The sequence below is a fragment of the Paraburkholderia acidisoli genome, assembly GCF_009789675.1.
In the GTDB taxonomy this organism is placed as follows: Bacteria; Pseudomonadota; Gammaproteobacteria; order Burkholderiales; family Burkholderiaceae; genus Paraburkholderia; species Paraburkholderia acidisoli.
In genome coordinates this window covers 960,519-976,111 of record NZ_CP046916.1, presented here as the reverse complement: position 1 = coordinate 976,111, position 15,593 = coordinate 960,519, and the positions used below count along the sequence as shown (strand labels likewise).

Genomic DNA, 15,593 nt, shown 5'->3' with positions numbered 1-15,593 from the left:
ACCGGCTACGCATTAAAAAATCACTTCTCGCTCGCTGTACATAAGAAAGTCTGGAGACCCAGCCCATGTATCAAACCCCGTTCCGCCTGACCCGCATCGCGCGCGGCGCATTGCTTTCCCTCACGCTCGCCGCCGGTGCGGCGCATGCCGCCGATCCCTCGCAAATCAACGCGGGTGCGGCGCAATTGTCGTCGAGTTCGGTGCAGTTGTACGGCCTGATCGGCATGTATATCGACAGCTCGAAACTGAGCACCACGCGCCAGAGCACCGTGCAGGAAGGCGGCGGCGGCATGACGACCTCGTACTGGGGCATTCGCGGGCGTGAAGATATCGGCGGCGGCAATGCCGTGATCTTCAGCCTGGAAAGTTTCTTCCGCCCGAACACGGGGCAAATGGGCCGCAACACCACGGACGGGCTGTTTTCGCGTAATGCCTACGTGGGCCTCACGGGCTCGTACGGCACGGTCAAGTTCGGCGAGCAAACCAATCCGACTTATATCAACCAGCAACTGGTGAATCCGTTTGGATCTTCGGTGGTGTTCTCGCCGCTGATCGTGCAGTCGTACACGGCGAGCTACAGCAATACGCAGATTGGCGACACGGTCTGGCAGAACGCGGCCGAGTATGTCTCGCCGAGCTTCAACGGGCTCACGGGCACGGTCATTTATAGCGTGAGCAGCACGACGGGGCATCAGGGCAAGGACAATATCGGCCTGCATCTGACCTATGTGAAGGGGCCGGTCACGGCGGTGTTCTCCGCGCAACGCGATCGCACGGCGGCCGTCGCGCCTTCGTCGGGACAATATCTCTATCTCGCGGGCGCAGCCTTCGACGCGAAGTTCGCCAAGTTCTACGGCGCCGCGCAAATGACCAGCAACACCAACGTCGAAACCGGCTCGCATACCTACGAACTGGGCGTTTCCGTGCCCATCACGCCGCAGAACGTGATTCTCGCCGAATGGGCGCGCACCAAACACAGCGCGCCGCTCAACGCGAGCAACGTACGCAACACGGGCAGCCTCGCGTACGACTACATCCTCTCGAAGCGCACGTATGTGTACGCCGTGTATTCGTACGACAAACTCACGGGCAACCCGTCCGGCAGCACGTATGGCGTGGGCATGCAGCACACGTTCTAGTCGAAGCCGTAGAGGCGCGCGGGGTTGGCGACGAGCAGGCGATGCAACGCTTGCGTGTCGCCGCAGAGTGGCAGGACGTCGACGAGATCGGCGTCGTCGTGCACGAGGTGGCGCGGGTTCGGGTGCGGGAAGTCGGTACCCCACAGCACGCGCCCGGGCGCGATGTCGAGCAGCGCGCGCACGTACGGCGCCGTGTCGATGAAGGGGGCGCCCATTGCCGAAAGCCGGTCGAGCGCCGAGACCTTGACCCAGCAGTGCTCGCGCCGCGCCCATTCGCGCAGTTGCACGAAGCCCGCTTGCCGCACGCCCAGCGCCACGTCGATGCGGCCCATGTGATCGATCACGAACGGCACGGGCAGTGCGTCGAGCGTGGGTTGCAAGGCGTCGAGCGAAGTGGCGTCGAGATGCAGCAGCAGATGCCAGCCGAGCGGCGCAATGCGCGCGGCGAGCCGCAACAATGTGGCGGGTTCGGGCGGCGTCCACAAACGTGGCACGAAGCCGAAGCGCGCGGCGCGCATGCCGCCCGCGTGAAGCGCTTCGAGTTCGGCGTCGGTGGTCGTGTCGTCGATGAGCGCGACGCCGCGCCGCGCCTGCGGATCGTCGGCGATCGCGTCGAGCACGATGCGGTTGTCGGTGCCGTACACGGTGGCCTGCACGATCACCGTGCGCTCCACGCCCAGCCGCGCATGCATCGCGCTCAGTACCTGCTTGTCGGAGTCGTGCGGCGTGTAGTGGCGCGCCTGCGCGTACGGGAAGCGATCCACGGGGCCGAGCACGTGGCAGTGCGTGTCGCATGCGCCGCGCGGCAATGCGAACGCGGGGCGGCGCAGCGTGGTGTTTTCGTCGTGATTCACGGTGGCGGTCTCGAGGTGGTCAGGCGCGCGCATGCGCGTCGGGGCCGTGCGTCGTGGGGCGCTGCGCGTCGTTCGCTTCGTCGGTGGACGTCGCGCCCGGCATCCAGCGCGTCGTGTTCCAGAGCGCGATGGCGATCACGACGGCGGCGCTGCCCGCGATGAACATCGCCATCGCTTCGCTCAACCCCAGCGAAGGCGCGAGACGCGCGATCGCATAGGGCGCGACTGAACTCGCGCCCGTCATCGCATAGCTGATCCCCACACCGGTGGCGCGCCCCTTCACCGAAAAGCGCTGCGCCTGGTAATGCGGCAGGATGCCGAACAGGCCGCTGGCGAACAGACCCATGGAGATCGCGCCCAACGTGAGCAGCCAGACGCTCGACACGAGCGTATAGAGCACGGTGAGCGGAATCACGGCGCACAGGAACGCGACGATGGTGCGCCGTTCGCCGATCCGGCTCGCGACATACCCGCACAACGGCTTGCCGCTCAGCGAGCCGATCGAATACGCGATCAGGAACGGATAAGTGCGGCTCGCGTCGATATGCTGCACGGTGATCAGCAAGGTGGGATACAGCACCTGCACCGACCACAGCAGGAAATTGAGCGCGCCCGAAAAGAGCCACGCCTGCACGGCGGCGGGATTGATTTCGAAGGCTTCGCGCGCGCGGCGCCGCGCGTGTTGCTGGCGGTCGCGCAACCAGTCGGGCGACTCGGCAATGTTCTTGCGGATGAAGATCGTGAGCAGCGCGGGCACCGCGCCGATCGCGAACATCCAGCGCCAGCCGAGCACCGGAAAGAGCAGGTGAAACGTTGCAGCCGCAACCATATAGCCGATCTCGTAGCCCGTGACCATGAGCCCCGAAGCGTGCGGGCGCACGGCGGCGGGCACGGTCTCCATCAGCAGCGAGACGGACACGGTCCATTCGCCGCCGAAGCCCAGGCCGAACAACACGCGAAACGCCATGAACGACGCGTAGCTCCACGCGAGGCCGCTCAAGCCCGCCGCGCACGAGAACCACAGCACGGCGGCCATGAACACGAGCTTGCGGCCGAAGCGGTCGGCGGCGAAACCCCAGCCGATCGTGCCGACCACCTTTGCGAGCCCGGTGGCCGTGACGATCAGCGTCATCGCGGGCAAGCCCGCATGAAAGACACCGCCCAGATGCGGCAACAGAAACAGCAGCATGGCGAAGTCGAACGAATCGAGCATCCAGCCCGCCCACGCTGCCGCGATCACGCGCCAATGCGGGCGGAGCTGCCGCCATCGACCGGGTGTTGCCGCCGCGCCTTCGTTAGATGCCAGATGATTCACTCGTGTGTCTCCGCAACGCGTTAGAACAGCGTGTTGATGCCAACCGATATGGCGAGTTGATGCGAGGCATGCGCCGAATTGAGCGTCGTATTCGTGATGTAGCTGCCGTGATAAGTCGTGTAGTCGCTTTCCAGATAGAGGCGCGTGCGCTTCGAAAGCAGGTAGGCCGCACTCAGCAGCGCCAGATTCTTGCGGCCTTGCGCCGTGGGGATGTTCGTGACGTAGTAGCCCGCGCCGAGACGCGTGTCGTAGGCGACATCCCACGTTACGCCGCCCCAGTAATTCTCGGTGCGCGTGGAGTGAGTGGGTGCGGGGTTGGCCGTCTGCTCGCCCATATAGCCGCCCGCGAATCGCAGCGTGCCGAAGCGCAACTCGGTGCCGCCCGCCACGTAGTCGTCGGGTTGATACGCAGTACCGACCAATACGGTGCGATGAATATACGTCGCGCCCACGTTGAAAAAGCCGATCTTGTACGTGGCGCCCACACCGTGTGCCGTGCCCGCGTTGAAATCGCCGGCCACGCCGCCGAGCGCCTCTTCCGCGCCAACCTTGAGCGGTCCGTACTGGCCATGAAACTTGATGTCGTTGCTGAAGTGCGTGCCGTCCACGGCGGGCGAGAGCGGCAGGATGGTCGGATAACCGAAGTTGAACGGATCGAAGTCGTACAGCACGTCGTGGCCGAGCGTATATTGCCGCCCGAGATCGAGCGTCCCGTAGGGGCTGTTCACGCCCACGAACGACATGCGGTTGAACAGCAGGCCGCTGGTATTGTCGAGCGCGCCGGTGCCGGTATTGAAGCCCATTTCCAGCTGGAAATGCGTGTCCCAGCCGCCGCCCAGATCTTCGCGGCCGAGAAAGTCGAGACGGTTGGCCGTATAGAGACCGTTCGAACTCATGGTCGCGTAACTGCCTTTGCCGTTGCTCACGTAACGTATGCCACCATCCACATTTCCGGCAAACGTGACCGACGACTGCGCGTGTGCCGTACAGGCGAGCGCACACAACGTCAACGCGCCGCAATACCAGCCGACGCGCCAACCCATGCGCCATTCAAGGTTTTTCATCCGTTTTATTCGCTTATGTTTATGACTCTCGTGAACGAGAGTTGTCTCCTGATGCGGCGTGCGATGCGCCGCGCGCGATCTCCGGTATTGCACGAATGCTGCGTCGATCCAGATTAGCGAGCATCATGGAATCAACACCGGGTCGCGTCCATTGAATAAGCGGGGCGGTGCGTTAACCGATCCGTCAACGCCGCCATCCGGCGAAATTTACCTGGGCATGGACGATGCGAAATGCCAGTCATTGCCAGGCATCAAAGGAGAGACGATCATGACGCGCTTCATTCATCTCGTGACGGCTGCGGCGGCGGGCATGGCGGCCATGTATTACCTCGATCCGGAACACGGCGAGCGACGGCGCGCGGCGATGTGCGCGAAGGCCTGCGCATGCTGCCACTGCGCGCGCGGCGGCAGCGAGGGCGAACTGAGGGGCGACCCGGCGCAAGCAGCGGACCTCGCTGGGCCGGGCGGCGGGGTCGGAACCGCACCTTGACGCAAAGGCCAACGCGCGGTTGAGGTCTCATCGAAAACCCTTAGCTTAGTTAGAACTTATGACTGACGGCGCAATTCATATTAGGGCTTGCGCCGCCGGTACATTTACATTGACGCCAACCTACAAATAGCTTGATGTCTGGTAGAAGCGGCCGGCTGCAATCAAGCGGCAACAAAAAAGCGACCAGACGTTAGGAGACAGATTCGAACGGGGCGCCATGTTGGTCGACATCACATTCCGGGCTCGTTTGAAATGCGTGGGCATTTTGAATCAGCCATAGAGGAATACCGTGATGCGTCTTTCCATTCAATCGCGCCTGGCGTTGACAATGAGTTTGCTCTCCGCGTTGCTGCTGGCCGTGGGCCTGTTCGGCATTGCGGGTATGACCTACAGCAACGACGGCAATCTCGATACCTATACGAATAAATTACCCAGCGCGAATTTCATCGGCGAGGCGGAGCTGAGTTTGCAGCGCGAGCGAACAGCGCTGCTGCGCGGCGCGATCGACACATCGTCGGATAAGAACATTCGCGACACCGTCGAGCACGAACAAGCGTTTCGTGCGATGGCGCGCACGGCGCTCGCGGGCTACATGAAGCTGCCGCAGTCGAAGGCCGAAGCCGAACTCGCGCGCGATCTGCTTGTGCAACGCGCCGCCATGGATCAGGGGCTCGACGCGTTCGCACAGGCGCTCGTTTCGAAAGACGGCCCGCGCATCATGCGCGCGGCGCTCGACAACAACACCTTGTATGGCCGATACCACGCCAGCAGCGTGAAACTGCGCGAGTTGCAGGTGAAGGAAGCGCGCGAGGCATTCGAAACCGGGCAGTACTGGTACGGCGTGCTGCGCGTCGTGACGTTCGCGGCGCTCGCGCTTGGCCTGCTCACCGCCGTGGGCAGCTTCCTCGGCTTGCGGCGCGCGATTGCGCGGCCGCTCGGCGACGCACTCGCGCACTTCGAACGTATCGCGCAAGGCGATCTCACGCGCACCGTGCCGATCACTTCGCAGGACGAAATGGGGCGATTGCAGCACGGGATCGCCGATATGCAGGCGCGCCTGCGTCAGACCGTGCGCGACTTGCGCCAGGGCAGCGACGCCATTGCGCTCGCCACGAGCGAAGTGGCGGCGGGAAATCAGGATCTGTCGGCGCGCACCGAAGAGCAGGCGGCCGCGCTGGAAGAAACGGCGGCCAGCATGGAGGAACTCACGTCCACGGTCAAGCACAATACCGACAACGCTCAGCAGGCGCGGCAACTCGCCGCCACGGCGCGCGACGTGACGCTGGCCGGCAGCCGGCTCGTGCAGGAAGTCGTGCAGACCATGTCCGGCATCAGCGAGAGCGCGGTGAAGATCGCCGACATCACCGGCATGATCGAAGGCATTGCGTTTCAGACCAATATTCTCGCGTTGAACGCCGCGGTAGAAGCCGCGCGCGCCGGCGAAAACGGCCGTGGCTTCGCGGTCGTGGCGTCCGAAGTGCGTTCGCTCGCGCAACGTTCGAGCGCGGCGGCCAAAGAGATCAAGGACTTGATCGGCGCCTCGGTCGAGCGCGTGCGCACGGGGCACGAACTGGTGGTGCGTAACGGCAACAGCATGGAGCAGATCAATCTCTCCATTCAGCGCGTGTACGACATCGTTGGCGAAATCGCGACGGCTTCGCACGAGCAGAGCCGCGGCATCGAGCAGGTGAATCAGGCGATCTCGCAGATGGACGGCGTCACGCAGCAGAACGCCGCGCTGGTCGAGCAGGCCGCCGCTGCCGCGATGTCGCTCGAAGATCAGGCGGCGCGCCTGCGCGACATCGTGAATGGCTTCCGGACCGACGAGTCATATGCGCACGAGCGCGGCGATCACGCGGGCGTCAGCACGACGGCGGCATCGTCGTCGTTCGACGTGGCGAGAGCGCGCAGCATGCCGGCAATGGCGTCGGCGGGAATGGCGCGGCTGTAGAGAAAGCCTTGCGCCTGGGTGCAGCCGTTTTCGACCAGGAAGTCGCGATGACGGCTGGTTTCCACGCCTTCGGCGAGCAGCTCGAAGTTGAGCGCTTTGGCCACGGCGATCACGGCGAGCGTGATGGCTTCGGTTTCCGTATCCACGCCAATCTCTTTCACGAACTCTCTGTCGATCTTGAGGCGATCCACACGGAAGCGTTTCAAATAGCTCAAGCTCGAATAACCGGTGCCGAAGTCGTCGATGGCGATGCGCACGCCCATCTCGCGCAACCGCACCAGGGTTCGCGATGCATGCTCGGGATTGCGCATGAGCGCGCTCTCCGTCACTTCCAGTTCGAGCAAGCCCGGCGCCAGCCCGGATTCGCGCAGCGCGGCGCCCACCTGTTCGACGAGATCGCTGTGCTCCAGTTGCAGCGGCGACACATTCACCGAAACCCCAATGCCACGTCCGGGCGCCGCATTCCAGCGCGCGCCCTCGTGGCACGCCTCGCGCAACACCCACTCGCCAATCGCGCGAATCAGGCCGGTTTCCTCGGCAACGGGAATGAATATCGCGGGCGAGACCTCGCCGAGTTCGGGGTCGCTCCAGCGCAATAACGCTTCGGCGCCGATCATCGCGCCGCTTTGCATGTCGAATTGCGGTTGATAGAGGACTCTGAGCAAGCCGCTCTTGAATGCGCGACGCAAGCGCGTGGACATACGCAAACGCGACGTTGCCGTCTCGCTCAACTCGGGGCGATAGAACTGGTATTGATTGCGGCCGTTCTGTTTGGCGAGGTACATGGCGGCGTCGGCATTGCGAATGAGGATGTCCGCGTCCGTGCCGTCGCCGGGATAAATGCTGATGCCGATACTCGCTTCGATGAACAACTCGTGCCCCGCCACGCGCACGGGTTCCGCCATGACCGCGAGCAGCCCTTCGAGCAGCGGCACGAGATCCCTCGCACCACCGCCGGCCGCGATCACCATGAACTCGTCGCCGCCATAGCGCGCCACGGTTCGGTCGTCGCCCACCACGCGTTCGAGCCGCCGCGCGATCTGCGTGAGCAACGCGTCGCCTACACGGTGGCCGAGCGAGTCGTTGACTTCCTTGAAGTGATCGAGATCGAGAAAGACCACGGCAACGGATTCGCCGCGCTGCGCGGCCTGCTCGAGCGCGGCATCCAGGCGCGTGTCGAGTTGCTTGCGATTGGGCAGCCCCGTGAGCGCGTCGTATTCGGCCTGATGCTTGAGTTCCGCCTGATAGCGCACGACCGCCGTGACGTCGCTCATGCTCACGACGTGATGCGTGAGCAAGCCACGCGTGTTGCGCACGGGCGCGATCAGCATGTTGCTCCAGAAGCGCGCGCCGTCTTCGCGCTCGCATTGCAGGGTGAGATTCGCGTCGATATCGGATTGCAGCGCCGCGCGCACTTCGTCCCAGTTGCCCGCGCTGTTCTGGCCGATGAACAAGGTCGCGAAGTCGGTGCCCGCAATATCGGTAAAGCGCAGGCCAGTGAGTTTCTCGAAAGCGCGATTCGCGTAGGTGATGGGATGCACGCCGCCTTTCGCTTCGGCGATCACGATGCCGCCGATGCTCGCGTCGAGCGCGCGCCCCTGCAAACGCAGCGCGAGTTGCGATTCGCGCATCGCCGTGATGTTTTCGTAAGCGGTGAGCACGCCCATGCCGTTGCCCGAGGGATCGACGATCGGCAGTTTGGTTTCGGCGATCCAGACCTTGCTGCCATCCACGGCCGTGGCGGAGCGCTCGACGCGTTTCTTCACGAACTCGCCCGCCATGATGCGGGCGTCTTCCGCGCGCACTGCGGCGGGGTCGTCGCCCCAACGCAACTGCGCGTCGGTCAAGCCGATCAGTTCGCGGCGCGAGGGCAGGCCCGCGTCGCGCGCGTAGATCTCGTTGCCGCCCGCGTAGCGGTGCGATGGATCTTTCCACGCCACCCCCACGGGAATATTGTCGAGCACCTGTTCGAGCATTTGCATCGAGCGGAACAGTTCGGCCTGCGCCGCCAGCTCTTTCTCGCGATTCGTGTCGGCGGTATGCAAGGCGGCGCGCAGCGAACGCGTGATGCGTGCGTTGCGGCGAATGAAGGCAAGCAGCAAAACGCCCGCGGCCAGACCGGAAGCCAGCAGCAGGTTCGACACGAGTTGCGCGTCGCGCGTGGACTTGTTCACCGAGGTCGCGAGATGCGCGTCTTCGGCCATGCGAATCTCGCCGATCTTCTGCATGGTCTGGAAGAAGCGCGCGTCGAGTTCGCCGAGCATGGGCGCGCTGATCGTCACGCTGCCCGGTTTCAGCAGCGCGCGCATGGCGAGTTGATTGCTCAGCCGCCCGAGTTGCTCGATCATGCCCTTGAGCTGGTCGAGCAACTCGACGCAGCGTGCTTCGCTCCCGCAGGTCTGTTGTGCGGCGGTGGCGTAGTCGAGCAGCGCGGGCAGCGGGTAAATATAGTCGGGCCGCCGGAAAAAGGGGCGCGTGCCGATCACGGTGTAAAGCTGCTCGTGCTCGTCCAGCAGGTCGTCCTGCAAGGCGTCGAGCTGGTGTTTGACGGAGGCCACCGCACGCTGCTGGCTCAGCGCGCGCGCCTGCTCGTGCGTTTGGTGGATCGCCAGCGTGGTGTTGAGGGTGAGTGCGGCGAGAATGGACACCACGGCGCTGGCGGCAATGAGCCGCGAACGCCAGGAGACCCCCGCCTGCGCGGTCTGTCCCTTGCCTGATGATGCCTTGTTGCCCGTGCGCGCGTGTTCGGGGAGCCCGAATGCTCTCATCGCCGTGTTCCGTCCGTTTCTACCCAGACGACATAACGACCGCGGCGGCGTTTACTTGAGTTGGCGGCGAACGCGTTGCTTGACGCAAAGGTCGCTATTTGACGACAGAATGCTTTCTGTAAGCCGCCTTTAAGGCTGATTGCAGCGCCTTGTCATATCACATTCACGTGTCCGATTTAAGCATCGCATAAGCGTTACCCCTCCAGAATGCGTTCCACGCTGCCGTATCGGCCATAAAAAGCCCGGCATGTCTGCTCAATGCGCCGTGCGCAGTTCTTGTGGCGCGGCCCCGTCTTGAGGAAACCCACGTTGTTCCTACCGTCGATTAGCACGGGGCGTTCGCTCGTCCGTCATCTGTCGTCATGTCCCACGCGCGCGGCCGCGTGCAGCGTGGCGGTGCTCGCCGCGCTGCTGGGCGGTTGCGCGAGTTGGCACGCGCAGCCATTGCCCGCGGGCGTCTCGCTTCTCGAACCGGACGGCGTCGCGCGCGTGCAGATCGACGCCGCGGCCATGCCGTTGCCGGAACTGGCCGCGCATCGTTTCGACCCGTCCGACGGTTTCGATATGGACGAAGTCGCCATGCTCGCGGTCGCGAACAACCCCGATCTCAAGCTCGCTCGCGACGACCTGGGCATTGCGCGCGCCCAGGCGTTTTCAGCAGGCTTGCTGCCTGACCCGCAAGTGAGCGTGTCGAGCGACTACCCCGGTGCGATCGGCATGTCGCGCGCATTCAGTTACGGCTTGAGCATGGACGTCATGGCCTTGCTCACGCGCAGCGCGAACGTGAAATCGGCCAATGCCGCCGCGCAGAAAACCGATCTCACGCTGCTCTGGCAAGAGTGGCAAGTGGTCGCGCAGGCGCGGCAACTCTACGTGAAAACGCGCTTTCAAACCGCGGCCCTACCGTTGCTCGCGCAACAAGCCGAACTCGCGCGCACGCGCTACGACCGCACGGCCGATGCCGCGCGCCGCCACGACATGACCGCCGATGTCGTGACGGCCGCGCTCACCGCGTACGAAGACGCCCGCAAGGCATGGACCGACATGCAGCATGCGCAAGCGCAGACGCATCACGATCTGAACGCGCTGCTGGGCCTCGCGCCGGATGTCGAATTGCCGCTGGCGGACGCGCCGTCTCGCGATATGGCGTTGCCCGATGCGTCGCTCGACGACGCCATGCATCAATTGCCGCAGCGCCGCCCCGATCTGATCGCCCTGCAACTGGGTTACGAGGCGCAGGAACAGAAATACCGCGCGGCCATTCTCAATCAGTTTCCGAGTCTTTCCATCGGGTTCACTCGCCAGCGCGATACCTCGGAGATTTACACGAGCGGTTTCGCGATCAATCTCACGCTGCCGGTGTTCAATCGCAATCGCGGCAATATCGCCATCGAGCAGGCCACGCGCCAACGTCTCGCCGACGAATACCAGGCACGCCTGAATACGGCTTACGCCGATATCGCGCACCTGCGCAATGACAGCGCGATCGCCGCACGGCAACTCGCGCAGGACGATGCCGCGTTGCCCGAACTCGAGCGGGCCGCCGCGCACGCGCACCGCGCGTATACCGCGCACGACATAACGCTCGGCCAATACGTCGATGCGCAAAGCGCGGCGAACGCACGCCGCCTCGACGCCGAGACCGCACGCGAGGCGCTGGCCGAACAGCGCATCGGTCTTCAGGCCCTGCTCGGCAACGTGATGCCGGATAACACGCACGATCAAAGCGTCGCCGCCGCTCATCGTCATTCAAACTCTCTCGCACGCTGAATACCATGTCTTTTCGTCGATCGATGTATCGGCCGTCCGTGTGGGCGGCATGTAGCGTACTGGCCACGGGCGTCGCGCTGATCGGTGTGTGCGCAGCTCGCGCCGATAACGCCGCCGCGCCCGCAGCGGCATCGCAACCGACCGCCGCGGTCGAAGTCGTGCACGTCTCGCGCAAGCCTGTCTCGCAGGTCGTGGTCGCCTATGGCAGCGTGGCTTCGGCCAGCGCGAACGTGACGACCGTGAGCCTGTCGTATCTCGCGCGCGTCGTGCGCGTACTCGTGCAACCGGGCCAGAGCGTCACGCGCGGCGCGCCGCTGTTCGTCGTGCAGGCCGACCCGAACGCGGTAATCGCGCTGGGCCAGGCGCAGAGCGCCGCCACGCTCGCGCGCGGCGAACTCGAACGCACCGAAGCGCTTTACCACGACGGCCTCGCCACGCAATCGCAACTGGCCGCCGCACAGAAGGCGCTCGCCGACGCGCAACAGGCGCTCGACGCGCAAGGCGCGACCGGTGTGAGCGTGGGAGCGAAGACGGTCACCGCGCCGGTGGCGGGCGTGGTCTCGCAACTCACGGCCGCGCCCGGCGACCAGGTGCAGGCGGGCGCGGCGCTCGCGCAACTCGTTGCCGATCGCGCCTCGAGCGGCAACAGCGCGAACATCACGCTGGGCGCCGACCCCGCCGACGCGCTCAAGCTGCGCACGGGCGACGGTGTCGTGCTGCATCCGCTTTCGGCTTCGCTCGGCGGCGAGCAGGCACAAGGGCGCGTCGTGCTCGTGGGCGCGGCGATCGACCCGCAGAGCCAACTGGTGGACGTGAGCGTCAACGCGCCGCTCGCGGCCGGCGGCTTTCTGCCCGGCACACGCGTGCGCGCCGACATCGACACGCAAACGGGCGTCTGGTGGAATGTGCCGCGCGCCTCGGTGTTGCAGGACGGCAAGGGCTACTACGTTTTTCAGGTCTCGCCGGGCAACAAGGCGCATCGTGTGGACGTGGCGGTGAAGGTCGAGCACGGCAACCAGTATGGCGTGGACGGCGCGCTCGATGTCACGCGGCCGCTCGTCGTGAGCGGCAACTACGAACTCGAAGACGGCATGGCCGTGCGCGTGGTCGCTGGCGAAGGCGGCGCGCGATGAATTTCAGTCAATGGATGCAGCGCCATCGCCGTTCGTTGCTGTTCGCAATCGCGCTGGCCGCCGTCGCAGGCGCGCTTACCGCGATGCGTCTGCCAATCTCGCTGTTCCCGAACGTATCGTTTCCGCGTGCGGTGGTGTCGCTCGATGCGGGCGATCGCCCGGCCGAGCAGATGGCCACGCTCGTCACCATGCCGGTCGAGGAAGCCTTGCGCCGCGTGCCCAACGTGCGCGACGTGGAGTCACGCACGAGTCGCGGCGCGGCCGAGATTTCGCTGAATTTCGACTGGGGCACCGACATGGCGCAGGCCACGTTGCAGGCGCAGTCGGCTATCGCCGAGATTCTCGCCACGCTGCCGCCGGGCACGACCATGCAGGTGCGTCGCATGGACCCCACGGTGTTTCCGGTGATTGCCTACAGCCTCACTTCGCAGCGCCTGCCACTCACGCAGCTCTACGATCTCGCGCAATTCCAGTTGCGCCCGCTGCTGTCTTCGGTGCAGGGCGTGGCGCGTGTGGACGTGACGGGAGGCGCGCGCGACGAACTCCAGGTGGCCGTCGATCCGGTGCGGCTCGCGGCGTACAAGCTCTCCGTGGCCGACGTCGCGAAGGCGGTTGGCGCGAGCAACGTGCTGATGGCGACGGGCCGTATCGAAGATCACGACAAGCTCTATCTCGTGGTCGCGAATGCCGCCATTGGCGGACTCGACGCGTTGAAGAACATCGTCGTGACCACGAGCGGCGCGAAGCAGGTCCGGCTCGGCGACCTCGCCAGCGTCACGCAGGGCACCGTGCCGCAATGGATTCGCGTGACCGCCGACGGTCAGGACGCCGTGCTCGTCAACGTGTACCAGCAGCCGGGCGCGAACAGCGTGGCCATGGCGCAGGCGATTCGCGCGCGTCTCGCGGGGTTCGGCAAGCAGATGCCGCAAGGCGTGAAACTCGCGAACTGGTACGACCAGAGCGAACTCGTGGTGGCTTCGGCCACGAGCGTGCGCGACGCGATCCTCATCGGCGTCGTGCTCGCGGCGCTCACGCTGTTCGTCTTTCTGCGCAACGGCAAGATCACGCTCATCGCGGTCGCGCTCGTGCCCGTGGTGATGGCGGCCACCATTCTGCTGCTCGACGTGTTCGGCATGGGCTTCAACATCATGACGCTCGGCGGCATGGCGGCGGCGGTCGGCCTCGTGATCGACGACGCCATCGTCATGATCGAGCACATCGCGCGCCGCATGCGCGAAGCGGGATCGCACGCATTCCATGGCCGCGTGATGAGCGCGGCGCTCGAGTTCACGCGTCCGCTCGCGGGCTCCTCGGCAGCCACGCTCATCATTTTTCTGCCGCTCGCGTTTCTCTCGGGCGTGACGGGGGCGTTTTTCAAGGCGCTTTCCGTGACGATGGCGAGTGCGCTGTTCATCTCGTTCCTCGTGACCTGGCTCGCGATTCCAATTCTCTGCGACCGCTGGCTCACCGCGAAAGACGCCGAAGAACATCGCGAGACGCGCTTCGCCGCCGCGCTCAATCGCACTTACGCGAAGCTCGTCGCGCGCGTGAGCGTGCGTCCGCTGTGGATGCTCGCGTTCGTGCTGCCGCTGCTGGTCGTCTCGGCGCTGGCGTTCACGCGCGTGGGCAGCGGCTTCATGCCGTCGATGGACGAGGGCGGCTTCGTGCTCGACTATCACACGCAGCCTGGCACGTCGGTGGCGGAAACGGATCGGCTGATGAAGCAGGTCGAAACGATCATCAGCGAAAATCCGAACGTCGCGACTTATTCGCGGCGCACGGGCGCGGGTCTCGGCGGCGATCTCAACGAGCCGAACAAGGGCGACTTCTTCGTGCGGCTGAAGTCGGGCAAGCGCGAGCCGATCGACGTGGTGATGGAAGAGATTCGCTCGCGCGTCGACAGCCAGGTGCCGGGCGTGAGCATCGAACTCGCCCAGTTGATGGAAGACCTGATCGGCGATTTGACGGCCGTGCCGCAGCCCGTACAGATCAAGATCTACTCCGACGACCAGAACGTGCTGAACGGCACGGCGCGGCGCGTGGCGGCACGCATCGGCAAGATCGACGGCATCGTGGACGTGAACGACGGCATCAATCCCGCCGGCGACGCGCTCGATCTGGGCATTCGCCCCGACGCGGCCGCGGCAGAAGGCATGGACCCGCAAGCCGTCGCGCAGCAGGTGGCGGATCTGTTGCAAGGCAACGTGGCCACGCAGTACCAGAGCGGCCCGAAAACGATCGGGGTGCGCGTGTGGGCGCGCGGCGCGTTGCAGATGACCGATACCGAACTCGCGCGCCTGCCGATTCGCGCACCCGACGGTCACGTGTTCGCGTTGTCCCGCGTGGCGTCGCCTAGCCACGTGAGCGGCGAGCCCGAAATCAGCCGCGACAATCTCAAGCGCATGGTGGCGGTCACCGCGCGGATCGACGGGCGCGATCTGGGCTCGACCATCGCCGACGTACAGCACGCGCTCGCCGATCCGCAATTGCTGCCGCAAGGCGTGTACTACGAACTCGGCGGCCTCTATCAGCAACAGCAGATCGCCTTCAAGGGGTTGCTGGCCGTGTTCGGCGCGGCGGTCGCGCTCGTGTTCGCGCTGCTGCTGTTTCTCTACGAGCGCTTTCGCGTGGCGCTCGCGGTCATGGCCATGCCGTTGCTCGCCACGGGCGCGGTGTTCATCGGCCTGTGGGTCACCGGCATCGAACTGAATATTTCGGCGATGATGGGCATGACGATGATCATCGGCATCGTGACCGAAGTGGCGATCTTCTATGTGTCCGAGTTCCAGACGCTCGTGCGCGACGAGGGCATGGCGCTCGACGAAGCGTTGCAGGCCGCGGGGCGCAACCGCCTGCGACCGATCGCGATGACCACCATCGCCGCTATTCTCGCGCTGCTGCCGCTCGCGTTCGCGCTCGGTCAGGGTTCGGCCATGCAACAGCCGCTGGCCATTGCGATCATCTCGGGCTTGATCGTGCAGATGCCGCTCGTGCTGCTCGTGTTGCCCGCGCTGCTGCGCATGCTGCTCGGCGCGAAACGTCAGCAGCCTTGAGTGTGGGCGCAAGGCCGCAGTAAAAAAGAAGCCCCGGCATGCCGGGGCTTTTCAAA

The 15,593-nt window shown here is 64.9% G+C and carries 10 protein-coding genes; 6 read left to right on the top strand and 4 right to left on the bottom strand.

Translation table 11 applies throughout. The annotated features are described in order from the left end of the window. Positions 1-65: 65 nt before the first annotated feature. A complete protein-coding gene (locus FAZ98_RS33250; protein ID WP_158958139.1) occupies positions 66-1,139 on the top strand; it encodes a porin in 1,074 nt (357 codons plus the stop codon). Here FAZ98_RS33250 and FAZ98_RS33245 read toward each other — a convergent pair. From FAZ98_RS33245 to FAZ98_RS33235, 3 genes are all read right to left on the bottom strand, one after another. Then, entirely contained in the window at positions 1,136-1,993 is an 858-nt protein-coding gene (locus tag FAZ98_RS33245; RefSeq protein WP_233272979.1) for an amidohydrolase family protein, read from the bottom strand. The genes FAZ98_RS33250 and FAZ98_RS33245 overlap by 4 nt on opposite strands. Positions 1,994-2,012: 19 nt before the next feature. Next, positions 2,013-3,233, bottom strand: a complete 1,221-nt coding sequence (locus FAZ98_RS33240; RefSeq protein WP_158958135.1) for an MFS transporter — start codon at positions 3,231-3,233, stop codon at positions 2,013-2,015. Between the two features lie 95 nt (positions 3,234-3,328). Next, positions 3,329-4,372 (bottom strand): porin, encoded by a 1,044-nt coding sequence (locus FAZ98_RS33235; RefSeq protein WP_158958133.1) that lies wholly within the window; start codon positions 4,370-4,372, stop codon positions 3,329-3,331. A 268-nt stretch (positions 4,373-4,640) separates the two neighbouring features. Between FAZ98_RS33235 and FAZ98_RS33230 the strand changes: the two genes are divergently transcribed. Both FAZ98_RS33230 and FAZ98_RS36120 read left to right on the top strand, forming a co-directional pair. Further along, positions 4,641-4,862: a hypothetical protein gene (locus tag FAZ98_RS33230; RefSeq protein ID WP_158958132.1), complete on the top strand. Its 222-nt coding sequence runs from the start codon at positions 4,641-4,643 to the stop codon at positions 4,860-4,862. 292 nt (positions 4,863-5,154) lie between these two features. Continuing rightward, positions 5,155-6,813 carry a methyl-accepting chemotaxis protein gene (locus FAZ98_RS36120; protein WP_325073062.1) on the top strand — a complete coding sequence of 553 codons (1,659 nt, stop codon included), beginning with the start codon at positions 5,155-5,157 and terminating at the stop codon, positions 6,811-6,813. Here the strand turns inward: FAZ98_RS36120 and FAZ98_RS33220 are convergent. Then, positions 6,714-9,581 (bottom strand): putative bifunctional diguanylate cyclase/phosphodiesterase, encoded by a 2,868-nt coding sequence (locus FAZ98_RS33220; RefSeq protein ID WP_158958128.1) that lies wholly within the window; start codon positions 9,579-9,581, stop codon positions 6,714-6,716. The two genes, FAZ98_RS36120 and FAZ98_RS33220, sit on opposite strands and share 100 nt — an antisense overlap. Positions 9,582-9,890: 309 nt before the next feature. Here FAZ98_RS33220 and FAZ98_RS33215 point away from each other — a divergent pair, with 309 nt between their 5' ends. Genes FAZ98_RS33215 through FAZ98_RS33205 form a run of 3 tightly spaced genes read left to right on the top strand, consistent with a single transcriptional unit; the run spans position 9,891 to position 15,537 of the window. Then, positions 9,891-11,351 carry a TolC family protein gene (locus FAZ98_RS33215; protein WP_233272978.1) on the top strand — a complete coding sequence of 487 codons (1,461 nt, stop codon included), beginning with the start codon at positions 9,891-9,893 and terminating at the stop codon, positions 11,349-11,351. 5 nt (positions 11,352-11,356) lie between these two features. Beyond that, complete coding sequence (locus tag FAZ98_RS33210; protein WP_233272977.1) at positions 11,357-12,484, top strand: efflux RND transporter periplasmic adaptor subunit; 1,128 nt, start codon at positions 11,357-11,359, stop codon at positions 12,482-12,484. Further along, positions 12,481-15,537 carry an efflux RND transporter permease subunit gene (locus FAZ98_RS33205; RefSeq protein ID WP_158958124.1) on the top strand — a complete coding sequence of 1,019 codons (3,057 nt, stop codon included), beginning with the start codon at positions 12,481-12,483 and terminating at the stop codon, positions 15,535-15,537. The genes FAZ98_RS33210 and FAZ98_RS33205 overlap by 4 nt, the downstream gene beginning before the upstream one ends. Positions 15,538-15,593 lie beyond the last annotated feature (56 nt).